Genomic DNA, 12,420 nt, shown 5'->3' with positions numbered 1-12,420 from the left:
TTGCATGTGAAAGTAATTGTATTAGTTTTATGGATCATATTCTTATTTGTCTTAGAAAATATAGTGAGAAAATGGCTAAATATACCGAAACAAAAAGGATGGAATAATAAATATGTAAATAAGCTGCATAAATGGGGAAACAGAATTATTATTTTTTCTTATATAGTGGTTATGATTATATGTTCTTCTCTTTCAAATCCCCTATACATGGGCTTTCTACCTTTTCTGTTTTTAATTTCGTTATATAGTTTCGAATCATATATGGAATGGAAATATGATAGAGAATCGAGGGAGTTTTTGATGTCCTTAGGCGGGGCTGTATCGTTAATGATAACAGGGATGATTCTATATTTTCTTATTTAATACGTATTAATTACAGCCCTATAGCAATGTCATATAATGAGCAATTAAAGGGAGAGAAGAAATGAAAAGCCCTCGATTACGTGCAGAAGCAATGATTTTAAATGAAGATCATTCTAAAGTACTTGTACAATGTGATGAGAACGAATCATTTTTCTCGTTTTCCAGGCGGATCTATTGAATTTGGTGAAACAGCAAAAGAAGCAATAATGCGAGAGTTATTGGAAGAATATAATTTAGAAGTTTTTGTTCAAGAATTCGCTGTTGTAAATGAACATATTTTTGAGTGGAATAAAGAAAAAGGACATCAGTGTACATTGATGCATTGGGGAACTGCTCGAGAGAAAGTTAGAAATGGAATAAGACATAAAGAACATAAGGATATTATATTAATATGGAAAAGTATAGAGGAATTAAAGACAAGACCAACATATCCTGAAGGAATCGTAAGTTATTTAGAAGGGAATAACCGTAATATAGTCCACTTTATTTCTAAAAATAAATAAAGTAATAGGAGGGAAAGTAATGGGTAACTCTACTATTTGGATTATAGCTATCGGACTAATTATTGCTGGATACTTTATAGAAAAATTTTTAAGAAAAAAGTTGAATATGTCAAAGAGTGGTTTTTTGGGATATAAGCATGTGAATAGTCTACATGTAAAATTGGAAATAGGTCTTTTTATCGTATATCTTATAGTAAGTTTTATTTATCTGTTCAAAGCAGAAAATGCTAATATAGGAATTGCTATGCTTACTTATTTTGGAACAACATGCCTATTACGCATATGGATGGAGTGGAAATATAATAGAGCGACAAAAGAATATATTCTCTCTATTATCGGATTTTTCATATTTATTTTTATGGTTTCGATTTTGTTTTATTTTGATCCTATATCGACAAAATGATATTGGAAAATACAATGATAAAAATTCAAAAAGAGTAGCTACCATTACTTATCTTGATAGCTACTCTTTTTATTTACATCTTCTTAAAACTCCTCAAAACAAGAAATTCCCACAATCTCCACGGAAGAATTTTCTTCGCAAAAATCATAAACTTTATACCTTTTCCAATTGGATATCGTAGATTAGTACGCTTAGATTCTGCAATTTCAACTATTTTTTTGGCAACATCTATCGGATTACCAAATGTATCGCTGCCACTATTAATATGTTTTTGTATTTTATCCATATATTCCTTATAAGGAGAGGTCGTATCAGATTGGTTTTCAGCTAGTTGTTTACCAACTTCCCATATGTTCGTGTTATAAGAACCTGGTTCGATTAAAGCAACATCTATTCCGAAAGGTTTTACTTCTAAGCGAAGCGATTCACTCCAGCCTTCTAATGCATATTTTGAAGATACATAAGGGGATAAACCAGGGAATCCGACTTGGCCGCTAATACTGCTTATATTAATGATTTTTCCGCTTTTCTGTTCTCTCATATATGGTAATACAAGCTGAGTGATTGATATAGCTCCAAAAAGGTTCGTTTCAAATTGTTTACGGTATTCCTCTACTGGAATTTCTTCTACAAAGCCTCCATTTGCATATCCTGCATTATTAATGAGAAGGTCTACTCTGTTTATTTCTTTTAAAAATAATTGGAAGCTATGTATAGAACTTGGGTCTGTTACATCTAATTGTTGAACTTTTATATTTTGTTGTAAGTTGAGTTTAGCAGCTTGAGATAGTAAGTTTACTTGCTTTTCAAGGTTTCTCATTGTAGCGATAACTAAATAACCTTTCTTTGCAAGTTCAAGTGTGGTTAATAGTCCGAATCCACTTGATGCCCCTGTAATAACCGCGATTTTTTTATTCATTTGTCGCTCGCTTTCTTTTTCTTTCATCATAACGAGTAATAAGGAGAAAATCTATTAATCTTACATATTGTTTTTATACAAGTAATATCAATTAGTAGTATTTCTGTATTTTAGGAGGCGCTTATGGATTATGTGCTTTAAGTTTCTTTTAGCACATAAGTGTGGCTAAAAAGAGGGAATCGTACAGACTCAGCGTATATAGAGAAGTGAGTGTTGCATTCATGATGATGAAATTAAGTTTTTTAAATGGGGGGAAGCAAAGTGTTCCATGTTAAAGACATTTTAGCAGATCAGTTATTAGCAAATGCGAATGATCCTAGTTGGTATATTCCATTTTCAGATGCAGTTAAGGATTTATCTGAGAGAGAAGCTTTCTGGAAACCGAATGAGGAGAGTAATAGTATAGCTGAAATTGTACAACATTTACTGTATTGGAACTCGACATGGCAAACTAGGTATAAAGAATCAAATGTTAATGCCGTGCCCGCTATTGGTGATAATAACAAAAGTTTTATGCTATCTGATAATCAAACATTTGAAGAGTTAAGAGAAAAACTATTAGAGAAACTGTTACAATGGCAAAGTCTCATAAATGAAGACAAGGTTGAAAGTGATGTAATTGGATTTCCTGTATCTGCGAAGTGGTGGGAAGTATTAGCTAATGTAACGACTCATAATGCGTATCATATTGGTCAAATTATTTATATTCGAAAATTACAGAAGAGTTTTGATAGTGAATAGTGTAATGATTCTCTAATTTATCTAGAGCAATCCATGACGCATTATTGCATGCTTGAAAGTAGAAAGACCAGTCTAAAATGGCTGGTCTTTCTACTTTCTATTAATATTTAAGTAACAATTAAAACTGTATAAAACTTTAGTGCCACCTATTCAATTGAAAAGATCTGTTACTATTTGATTTCAATCGCTGAAGTAATATCGTTCCAATCCGCAGCTAAATTAGCAGTTTTACCATACCAATCAGAGTGTCTAAAGGAGACACCTTTTCCATATCCTTGTGTTGAAGTATGTTCCCATAGTGTCGTTGAATAGCTTGCAGAAGGTGATGCTGTACTTACAGAAGAAATTCTGTCGTTCCAGCTAGATGGTAAGTTTTTAAAACCGCTGCTCCAGTAAATATATTGGCCACCTTTATCTTTATGTTCATAAAAATCAGTACTACCAGCACCACTACCTAAAGGGTTAATTTGATTTTTAAGTGCCTTTTTATCTTTTTCAATAAAAGCATTCAATGCTTCTCTGTTAGTAAATCCGTAGGCTAACCAATCTCCATTTTCATTTTGTTTAGGTAGTACCATAGTAATTTGGATGTCTTTTTTTGATTGATCGCTTAATTTTGCAAATGAACTAACATTCTTTTCATCAACTTTTAAATAATCAAATGTTTTAATTGTATAATCTTTTTCTGCAGCACTTACTACTCCTAATCCTCCAGTTAATGCAAAACCTGCTACTAATGTCCCTGCTACTAATTTCTTCAACATATAACCATCCCTTTTTGTTTAGATTTTTGTACAGGTAAAACTTGTACATATAAAATGTATTCCAATTTTGTATTATTGTAAATATTCTGAAGTTTTAGAAATAATAGGCGGAATATTTACAGTTTTACATTTATTCTTTAGAAAAAACGGTTATTGGAATGATATAATAAGTGGATATATTGCTTTTATTGGATGTTAAAATATTTTAGGAGAAATGTCATTGAAATATTTCACAAAAGATTGGTATAAAGAAATGCAAGTGTCTGGATTTTTAATTTTCTTAGAAACATTAGATGAATGGGGAGAGATTTTGCGAGAGAGCGAAAAGGCGGGAATGGATTATAAGCAAAGTTTGAAAGAAGATGTGGAAGAAAAGAAAGAAGATTTATTAAAGTTTCTTCCGAAGTCACTACATCCGTATATTCATGACAACACAATTAATTCAGAATATCCATCGGAAAAATTAAAGAAACTTATGCTTGAGTGGACAGAGGACTATGAGAAAAGAATGAATGATTTAGAACAAGCTTATTTAGAAAGTTTTAATTCTATAAAAGAAAAACTCCCACAGAATGTCGTTCAACTGCATGAATACTCACTACATGATAGTGTAGTCAAATCAGTAGAGAGAAGATCAAAAGATACGCTAATTATAACTTTAGATTGCAGTGGTAGTTTTAGTGATTTTGAAAAGCTTCGACTTACTTTTATAGGAGTTACGGGATGTTCTATACCGAAAAAACTTGAAGGTGCTTGTTGGATGTGTCATGAAATAGAACTTACTGAAGATGGATTTGAATTGGGTGTGTTATTTGATTGCCCATTTGAAGAAGTAATAATTTGTGCAAAAGATGTATTGCTTGAGAAATGTAACTAGTAAACTTTATTAGTTTAATAACAAAAAAAACAGTCTTAAATGACTGTTTTTTATTTAGATACTAAATTATCAAGTTTCCAATATGTATCTGTTAACGGCGCAGCTTTGCTATCTATGTATAAATACATATTACCTAAATCTTTTGGTGAAGTTTTCATATTAAATTCAATGTCGGTAGTTAAAGAGAACTCAGATGGAACCTTTTTAGCGTTCTCATTTTGTATAAATTCACCTTCGTATTTTTCACCAGTTTTTTCATCTTTTATGAAATATTTTATTTCTGAAAGATCTATCGTTTGTCCGTCAGCACGAGCGTTATTAATTGTAACACGAGTTGTAAGGCGCCACTCTTTGTCTATTTTTTCGAACTTTGCATTTTCAACAGTTGCTCTATAGTATTCGTTTTTAAATATTTCCCCATAGTGCATTGCATCTTTTTCGAGAGCGCTCTTTTCTTGTTTTGGTGTAGTACTACCATTACATCCTGCCATTAGTCCTGTAAATAATATTGCTGTACAAGTTACTTTAATTATAGATTTCATAGTAATTCCTTTCTGTATTAAAAAGTAAAACATAGGAATAATTTTACATCAATAGGAAGGTAAATAGAAGTATTTTAGTAGAATATGCAAATGTACATTTATTCGATATTAAAGTTAATGAAATAGAAAGAGAGAGAAAAACTGCATAAAGCTGAAAAAATAATAATTGAAAATATTGTAAAACGGAAGGGACATGCATATAATTAACATAAATATTTAATTTCTGAATTTTCAATAACGGCGGTGAGAATATGTTTACTGAAGAGCGTCGAGAGAACATTTTAAAATTGCTTAAGAAAGATGGAAGAGTAATCGCAAAGGATCTTGCGGAAAGCTTCGACATGTCTATCGATTCTATAAGAAGAGATTTGTCTATTATGGAGAAGGATGGTTTATTAAAAAGAACTCACGGAGGTGCAATTGAACTTACGCGAGTGAGAAACTTAGCTGCTGAACCATTTAAACGTTTTAGTGATAGTTCAATATACGAAGAAGCAATCGCTAAAGTTGCTGTATCTTATATACAAGAAGGAGATTCCGTTTTTATTGGTGGGGCTTCAATTCATTGTGCTATGTTAAAATTTTTACCCGAAACATCATTTACAGTTATAACGAATTCTATAGAGATAGCTAGTTCGTTACGAGAATATAAGAACATAGAAGTGTATTTAATTGGTGGTAAGGTAAAACCTTCAGGAAATATGACAGATACACTTGCCTCTGAATTGATAAGTAGATTATCTATTGATCTTTATTTCTCTACAGGTGGAGGCATTTCATTACATGGTATAAGTACTGCAACACCGGAAGTTGCTTATTTTGGAAAAACAGTAAGTAAAATCGCTAGAAGGAATATTTGTTTAGCTCCTCATAATAAACTCGGAATAGACTGCTTTATAAAAGGAGAGTCACTGAAAGAAATTGCCCTTATAATAACAGATGAAGAGGCTAGTAAAGAGGCAATTCAAGAATTTGAGAAACAAGGTAAAGTAATTGTAATAGCGCCAATAGACTGCATTTAAAAGGAGTTTGAAATGATTATAAAAGGACAAGAGTTTCATATAAATGGATTAACTTATACAATTCGATCTGCGGCTGAAACAGACGCTGAGCAGTTATCAAAAATTAGAATTCAGATCGATGGAGAAACTGAAAATATGGATAGAGAAGCTGGAGAGGGACTTATAGATAAGATAGGGTTTCAAAAAATAATAAAAACAGATAGTGAAGAGATTAAGAATCTCTTTTTAGTTGTAGAAGTGCACAATCGAATCGTTGGATTTTCAAGATGTGAAGGATCAAATCTGAAGAGATTATCTCATAAAGTAGAGTTTGGTGTTTGTATTTTAAGAGAGTTTTGGGGATATGGGCTGGGTAAGATTCTATTGCAACAATCTATTCATTGGGCTGATGAAAATGAAGTGAAAAAGATATCATTACAAGTGTTAGAGACAAACGAAAAAGCCATTCATCTTTATAAAAAATTAGGTTTTGAAGTAGAAGGTATACTAAAAAATGATAAAAGGCTATCGGATGGGAAGTATTATAATACGGTAGTAATGGGAAGGTTTATTAATACATTTCATAAAAGAGGTGTAGTGGAATGTTTTACAGAAGAAAGTACTATATAGTAAAAAATGAATTTATTGAAGTATTTAATGCTCATTTTAATAATACTAATTTACCTAATCAGTTAAAGCATGGCTCTAGGCTAATAGGACGCTGGATGAAAGATAATAATGATGGTACAACTGAAGTATTTGCAATATGGGAATATGATAGTTATGAAGATTATGAAGAAATTGAAATGAAAATTAGAAGTGATAAGATGCATGTTAAAAGAATACATGATTGGTATGAAAAACATGGCGGGAAAGAATATGTTTTACGAGAGTACATAATAGAGATGAAAAATGAAGAGTTACTATATACTGTAAAATGATAGGGAGTAAAGCATAATGGGGATTAGAACGAAATTATATACTAGTTTAGCAGCCACTATTTTATTCGCAATAGCGATGGTAGATTTCTTTGTAAATAACAATCCGCAAAAGTGGTTTTGGTTATGTATTTTCTTTGGATCCATTATACAAAATATAGTACTACTAAAAAAGAATAAAGAAGCACATTAAGGCATTCAAATTTTCAACATATTTGTATCGTTTTCTAATTATGTTGAAAACACTATTTCTCCTGTTCGATTCAGCCTTCACATCCATATATGCTTGGTATGTTAACTTCAATTGTCCATACGATTGAACGTAAATGTAGTATTTAAATACATCGAAACCAATTTTTCACAGAATAAATGATCAGGAAATATAAGAGAGTTATTAAAAGTACTAGAGCAGCATATTTACATTTTGTCGCAAGGACGGGAAATATGTGAAAAACAAATATCATTATGATTACAAATAATGATGGGAAATCAACAGCAACTTGAATTACAAGCTGAAAATAGTATGGAACATACATTAAATTTCTTTGAAAAAACACAGTAAAATAGTATGATTGAAGCGCTAGAAAAGACGAACGGAAATGTTTCATTAGCTGCAAAACTATTAGATGTGCCACGCAGTACATTTTATAAACGTATGCAAAAATTTAGGCTATAAAAGTAGATTTTTGTAATCTACTTTTTCTTTGTGGGCTCACGTTCTGTCGGAATGTGCGCTTGCCAGGGAAATAATAGAATTATTAGAAAGAAGATTTCCTGAAGGGGGTTAGCGTGTGAAGTATATTGAAATTGGTATCGGAAATAGGTGGTTCGTTCGAACGGAAACTGAAAATAAAGATGGAACTGAATTTGAGGAACGAGGAATTATAAAACCAATTTATTTTGAGTCTTTATACGTACACATTTGGCTTCGGAAAACGTGTTTTATTTTTGATACGAAAGAGGGCTTTAAGAAAGTAAGAAAAAGTAGAGCTGAGTATAAGTTTATTGTTGGAATGGTGAGTAGGTTAAAACAATAGAATCAAATAGGGGGTGTTTTTATGGTTAGAATTATCACATTCATACTCGCTATTATTATAATGGGCTATTCTATTTACAGTTGGAATGATGACTCGAAGCAAAGTATGCTTATTTTGCAATTATTGTTAGGATTTATGCTTGCTGGTATGGGGATACAAAACGTTAAGAAGGAGGAAAAAGAGAATAAGAATATGGGGTTGTTGTTTTTACTTACATCGCTATTTTGTATCATTGTATCGTTAATAAAATATTTAAAATAAACTGTCACTTAACATGTTGAGTAACAGTTTATTTTTTTGAAGTTGTTTCATTAAAAATATTAGTTGCTGCTTGGTACATTTCTTTATCAATACAAAATCTTTCTGTTATCCAATAAGCAAGTTCAGAAGAGGTAAGGCTATGTTCTCTTTTCTTACCTTGGAAATATCGTTTTAAAACATTATCATTAATAGAAGTTGGAACGCCATCGATATAACCGAAAATCTGAATTTTCTTTAATACAGAAGAATGCCAGTCATTAGACTTTTTAATGAGTTCTTTCATACTTGTTAAATGTATTGGCTCTGTATTTAAGATTTTTGCTGGACCTGGATCTCTAGTAATTTCAATCCTATTATTTGAAACTTCATAAGTAAAAGTCTCTCGTACATTACTTACTTGAAATGATTCATATAGTGGATATGCTTGAAATAAAGGTGCACAGTAACCAACATCAACATAATACGGTTGCTCTAAATTAACACGTAAGCATAAATGTCCGGGATTCATATACAAATAATGAACGTCAAAACCAAGGTTTGATAATAACCAATGGAATCCAATCGAGCACGTCCAACAAGTACCCCCCAGATCTTTTGTTGTAATACGGTTTATGTATGGCTCAATGGAAGGAAAATAATTACTTGTTTCATTACCTTTTTCCCAGTCAATTATTTTAGTAAGAGTTTCCCACTTTACTTTCTCTTGATGAGCTTTAACAAGTTCATTTAAAAAATTTAAACTTACAGGCTTTTTTGTAACGGATAAAAACGATAGAAACTGATTTGTTAGTTTTTCTTGTGACATTTGATCTTCCTTTCTTTATAGAAGCTGATATTAATAATATTATATAATAATCGTCAGAAAATACAGTTACTTATTGTGGAGGGAGAAAATCAAATGCCGATGTCATTATATTATAAAAGACTTCGTGAAAAATTAGGATCTGAACTTATTTTTATGCCGAGTATAGCTGCTGTTATTAAAAACGAGCAGGGGGAAATCTTATTTCAATATCCTGGAGGAGAACACTGGAGTTTGCCAGCAGGGGCAATTGAACCAGGAGAAACACCAGAAGAAGCGGTTGTTAGAGAAGTGTGGGAAGAAACAGGATTAAAAGTAAAAGTGAAAAAAGAAAAAGGGGTATTTGGAGGGAAAGAATTTTGTCATACATATTCGAATGGAGATCAAGTAGAGTATATTGTTGTTGTATTTGAGTGTGGAATTATCGGAGGCGGGTTAAAAGCAGTTGATGGAGAATCTGTAAAACTAAAATATTTCCCTTTATCTGAAAAGCCACCTTTAGCATTACCGTATCCCGATAAAATATTTTTATAGATGAAAAATAGCACACCTTATGAATAAAGGGTGTGCTATTTATATAGACCTGCCGTATACATCACTGTCAATGTATGTACAACTTCTTCTAAATCTAGCTTTTTATCATTTTGCACAATTTCCCAAAGAAACATTTCATTCATCGCGAACCAACCACGTGCTACAATCTCTTTATTTAATTCAGGCTGCGCCAATCCACTTTCTTGAGAGTAAGTAATATCCTGCATAATACTTTTTATAAAGCGTTCACGAATCTCATCCCATTTTTGACTTATCTCTCTTGAAAATCCTATTGCTTCTTCGACAACTTGCAAAATATCTTGTTCTTCTTCCGCTAATTGCAAAAAGGCTCTAACTTGACTTTGGATCATATCACATGCGTCTAACTTTGTTTGAGGTGAAAAAGAGCGATCAGCAATATTATAAAAGCGATTCATAACATCTTCCATCAAAACGACGAGGAGAGCATCTTTGTTTTTAAAATATACATATGCTGTTCCATAACCAGTTTCTGCATGTTTAATAATTTGCGTGATTGTAGTTTTCTGAAATCCGTTTCTTATAAAAATAGTATAACCGGAATGTAATAGTTTCCTTTTTGTTTCTAAGGAGCGGTGTTTTCTTGCTGAAAGAGTAGAATTTTTCAAGGAATCACCTCTTTATACTGAAATATCTGAAAATATAATTGTATTGTAAAAGAAGTTCGTATATAAAGTCAACTGACATAATATCATTGACGTTATATCAATTTAAGTGATATATTTCAATTAGTTAGAATAAAAAGAAAATTAAAAGAAGGTGACACCATGTATAAAGAACCATTTCAACCAACTTATGAGTATGCGCTTGAATGTGATAAACATGATGAACTGAAAGATTTTCAATCTGAATTTTATAAAAAAGAAGGAACAATATATTTAGATGGTAACTCATTAGGGTTACTTTCAAAAAGAGCAGAAAAATCGTTACTTACCTTGCTAGATTCATGGAAAGAGTTTGGAATTGATGGATGGACTGAAGGTGAGCATCCGTGGTTTTTCCTTTCGGAGAAATTGGGTGAATTGACAGCACCTCTTATTGGATCTTTACCGGAAGAAACAATTGTAACCGGCTCCACGACTGCGAATATACATCAAGTTATTGCGACGTTTTATGAGCCAAAAGGAATACGAACAAAAATTCTTGCGGATGAATTAACTTTTCCGTCAGATATTTATGCACTTCAGAGTCAAATTCGTTTAAAAGGCTTAGATCCAGATGAACATTTAGTACGAGTGAAAAGCCGAGATGGAAGAACACTTTCTGAAGATGATATTATTCATGCGATGAACGATGATATCGCTTTAATATTATTGCCTTCTGTACTATATAGGAGTGGACAAATTCTTGATATGAAGCGATTAACAGCTGAAGCTCATAAACGTGGTATTCATATCGGTTTTGACTTATGTCATTCAATCGGCTCCATTCCGCATCATTTTAAAGAGTGGGATGTAGATTTCGCTGTATGGTGTAATTATAAATATTTAAATGCAGGTCCTGGTGGTGTTGCAGGCCTTTATGTGAATAATAAACACTTTAATAGACTCCCAGGATTATCTGGTTGGTTTAGTTCTAGAAAAGATAAGCAATTTGATATGGAGCATTCATTAACTGCGGCTGACCATGCTGGAGCTTATCAAATAGGGACACCTCACGTATTAAGTACTGCACCATTAATCGGTTCTCTTGAAATTTTTAAAGAAGCTGGCATTGAAAAGTTACGTGAAAAATCATTACATATTACGAGATATATGCTTGATTTAATTGAACATGAATTAAAAGGCTTTGAATTTACAATTGGAAATCCAATAGAGGATGAAAAACGAGGCGGGCATATTTATTTAGAACATGCTGAGGCGGCACGTATTTGTAAAGCGTTAAAAGCAAATGGGGTTATTCCGGACTTTAGAGCTCCAAATGGAGTTAGACTTGCGCCTGTTGCTTTATACAATACGTATGAGGAAGTATGGAACTCTGTACAAATTTTAAAGAACATTATGAAAGACGAAGAATATAAAAAGTTTGAAAATAAGAGAGAGGTTGTGGCGTAAGCATGAAAACATCGCAGTGGATTGATATTTCGCAACCGTTAAATAATGATATCGCGACGTGGCCAGGGGATACACCTTTTTCATATGAAGTTTCATGGTCAAAAGAAAACAGTGGTTCAGTAAATGTCGGAAAGTTAACGATGAGCATTCATACAGGTACTCATATTGATGCACCTTTTCATTTTGATAATGACGGTAAGAAGGTATTAGATTTAGATATAGATGTATTTATAGGTACAGCACGAGTTATCGATGTTTCAGGGCTGGAGAGTATCGGTAAAAGAGAATTAGAAAGTTTTAACTTAGAAGGTGTAGAGCGACTATTGTTACGTACATCTTCACATGGAAAAGCGCAAGAGTTTCCAGAAGAAATCCCGTATTTACGTGCTGATATTGCACCATTTCTTTCAAGTAAGGGTATTCGTTTAATTGGAGTAGATGTACCTTCTGTTGACCCTTTAGATGATAAAGAACTAGCAGCACATCATCAATTATTTAAACATGGAATACACATTTTAGAAAATGTCGTACTAGATCATGTAGTAGACGGCGATTACGAACTTATTGCATTACCACTTGCATTAACAGATGCAGATGGGAGTCCAGTTCGCGCTGTTATTAGGCCAATATAAGTAGAAATAT

Annotated in this window: 18 protein-coding genes and 2 pseudogenes; 15 read left to right on the top strand and 5 right to left on the bottom strand. The window is 32.3% G+C overall.

Features of this window, described 5'->3' with window-relative positions:
* The 3 genes and pseudogenes from BAU27_RS28175 to BAU27_RS28165 all read left to right on the top strand — a co-directional run bounded on the left by BAU27_RS28175 (nt 1) and on the right by BAU27_RS28165 (nt 1,269).
* Nucleotides 1–363, top strand: coding sequence for a DUF4181 domain-containing protein (locus tag BAU27_RS28175; RefSeq protein WP_071772732.1), 363 nt, complete (start codon nt 1–3; stop codon nt 361–363).
* Nucleotides 364–424: 61 nt separating this feature from the next.
* Nucleotides 425–866, top strand: a pseudogene (locus BAU27_RS28170) (NUDIX domain-containing protein).
* Between the two features lie 19 nt (nt 867–885).
* Nucleotides 886–1,269, top strand: coding sequence for a DUF4181 domain-containing protein (locus BAU27_RS28165; protein ID WP_071772731.1), 384 nt, complete (start codon nt 886–888; stop codon nt 1,267–1,269).
* 73 nt (nt 1,270–1,342) lie between these two features.
* On the opposite strand, the gene BAU27_RS28160 is transcribed toward BAU27_RS28165, so the two are convergent.
* Complete coding sequence (locus BAU27_RS28160) at nt 1,343–2,188, bottom strand: oxidoreductase (protein WP_217653937.1); 846 nt, start codon at nt 2,186–2,188, stop codon at nt 1,343–1,345.
* A gap of 261 nt (nt 2,189–2,449) precedes the next feature.
* On the opposite strand from BAU27_RS28160, the gene BAU27_RS28155 reads away from it, so the two are divergent.
* Entirely contained in the window at nt 2,450–2,929 is a 480-nt protein-coding gene (locus tag BAU27_RS28155; protein WP_071772729.1) for a DinB family protein, read from the top strand.
* A 170-nt stretch (nt 2,930–3,099) separates the two neighbouring features.
* Here BAU27_RS28155 and BAU27_RS28150 read toward each other — a convergent pair whose 3' ends face one another.
* Nucleotides 3,100–3,693, bottom strand: coding sequence for a hypothetical protein (locus BAU27_RS28150; RefSeq protein ID WP_071772728.1), 594 nt, complete (start codon nt 3,691–3,693; stop codon nt 3,100–3,102).
* 220 nt (nt 3,694–3,913) lie between these two features.
* Between BAU27_RS28150 and BAU27_RS28145 the strand changes: the two genes are divergently transcribed.
* Nucleotides 3,914–4,570, top strand: a complete 657-nt coding sequence (locus BAU27_RS28145; protein ID WP_071772727.1) for a DUF4085 family protein — start codon at nt 3,914–3,916, stop codon at nt 4,568–4,570.
* A 50-nt stretch (nt 4,571–4,620) separates the two neighbouring features.
* Here BAU27_RS28145 and BAU27_RS28140 read toward each other — a convergent pair whose 3' ends face one another.
* Nucleotides 4,621–5,112, bottom strand: coding sequence for a hypothetical protein (locus tag BAU27_RS28140; RefSeq protein WP_071746142.1), 492 nt, complete (start codon nt 5,110–5,112; stop codon nt 4,621–4,623).
* A gap of 251 nt (nt 5,113–5,363) precedes the next feature.
* Here BAU27_RS28140 and BAU27_RS28130 point away from each other — a divergent pair, with 251 nt between their 5' ends.
* From BAU27_RS28130 to BAU27_RS28105, 7 genes and pseudogenes are all read left to right on the top strand, one after another.
* Nucleotides 5,364–6,134, top strand: a complete 771-nt coding sequence (locus BAU27_RS28130) for a DeoR/GlpR family DNA-binding transcription regulator (protein WP_071746141.1) — start codon at nt 5,364–5,366, stop codon at nt 6,132–6,134.
* Nucleotides 6,135–6,146: 12 nt separating this feature from the next.
* A complete protein-coding gene (locus tag BAU27_RS28125) occupies nt 6,147–6,743 on the top strand; it encodes a GNAT family N-acetyltransferase (protein WP_071746140.1) in 597 nt (198 codons plus the stop codon).
* Entirely contained in the window at nt 6,716–7,054 is a 339-nt protein-coding gene (locus BAU27_RS28120) for an NIPSNAP family protein (RefSeq protein WP_071772726.1), read from the top strand. The genes BAU27_RS28125 and BAU27_RS28120 overlap by 28 nt, the downstream gene beginning before the upstream one ends.
* A 16-nt stretch (nt 7,055–7,070) precedes the next feature.
* Nucleotides 7,071–7,244 carry a hypothetical protein gene (locus BAU27_RS32565; RefSeq protein WP_175546575.1) on the top strand — a complete coding sequence of 58 codons (174 nt, stop codon included), beginning with the start codon at nt 7,071–7,073 and terminating at the stop codon, nt 7,242–7,244.
* 120 nt (nt 7,245–7,364) lie between these two features.
* Nucleotides 7,365–7,727: pseudogene (locus BAU27_RS33090) on the top strand (helix-turn-helix domain-containing protein); the annotation flags it as partial.
* 115 nt (nt 7,728–7,842) lie between these two features.
* A complete protein-coding gene (locus tag BAU27_RS28110; RefSeq protein WP_071772725.1) occupies nt 7,843–8,088 on the top strand; it encodes a DUF3977 family protein in 246 nt (81 codons plus the stop codon).
* Nucleotides 8,089–8,109: 21 nt separating this feature from the next.
* Complete coding sequence (locus BAU27_RS28105; RefSeq protein WP_071772724.1) at nt 8,110–8,349, top strand: YczI family protein; 240 nt, start codon at nt 8,110–8,112, stop codon at nt 8,347–8,349.
* 28 nt (nt 8,350–8,377) lie between these two features.
* On the opposite strand, the gene BAU27_RS28100 is transcribed toward BAU27_RS28105, so the two are convergent.
* Nucleotides 8,378–9,154 carry an arylamine N-acetyltransferase family protein gene (locus BAU27_RS28100; RefSeq protein WP_071772723.1) on the bottom strand — a complete coding sequence of 259 codons (777 nt, stop codon included), beginning with the start codon at nt 9,152–9,154 and terminating at the stop codon, nt 8,378–8,380.
* A gap of 93 nt (nt 9,155–9,247) precedes the next feature.
* Here BAU27_RS28100 and BAU27_RS28095 point away from each other — a divergent pair, with 93 nt between their 5' ends.
* Nucleotides 9,248–9,685: an NUDIX domain-containing protein gene (locus tag BAU27_RS28095; protein ID WP_071772722.1), complete on the top strand. Its 438-nt coding sequence runs from the start codon at nt 9,248–9,250 to the stop codon at nt 9,683–9,685.
* 35 nt (nt 9,686–9,720) lie between these two features.
* Here the strand turns inward: BAU27_RS28095 and BAU27_RS28090 are convergent, their stop codons facing one another.
* Complete coding sequence (locus BAU27_RS28090) at nt 9,721–10,332, bottom strand: TetR/AcrR family transcriptional regulator (RefSeq protein ID WP_071772721.1); 612 nt, start codon at nt 10,330–10,332, stop codon at nt 9,721–9,723.
* 159 nt (nt 10,333–10,491) lie between these two features.
* Here BAU27_RS28090 and kynU point away from each other — a divergent pair, with 159 nt between their 5' ends.
* A complete protein-coding gene (kynU, locus tag BAU27_RS28085) occupies nt 10,492–11,778 on the top strand; it encodes a kynureninase (RefSeq protein ID WP_071772720.1) in 1,287 nt (428 codons plus the stop codon).
* A gap of 2 nt (nt 11,779–11,780) precedes the next feature.
* Nucleotides 11,781–12,410: an arylformamidase gene (gene kynB / locus BAU27_RS28080; protein WP_071772719.1), complete on the top strand. Its 630-nt coding sequence runs from the start codon at nt 11,781–11,783 to the stop codon at nt 12,408–12,410.
* Nucleotides 12,411–12,420 lie beyond the last annotated feature (10 nt).

It is taken from the genome of Bacillus sp. NH11B, from assembly GCF_001884205.1.
In the GTDB taxonomy this organism is placed as follows: Bacteria; Bacillota; Bacilli; order Bacillales; family Bacillaceae_G; genus Bacillus_A; species Bacillus_A proteolyticus.
Note: the sequence above shows the minus strand (reverse complement) of the source record. Positions and strands in the feature narration are given on the sequence as shown.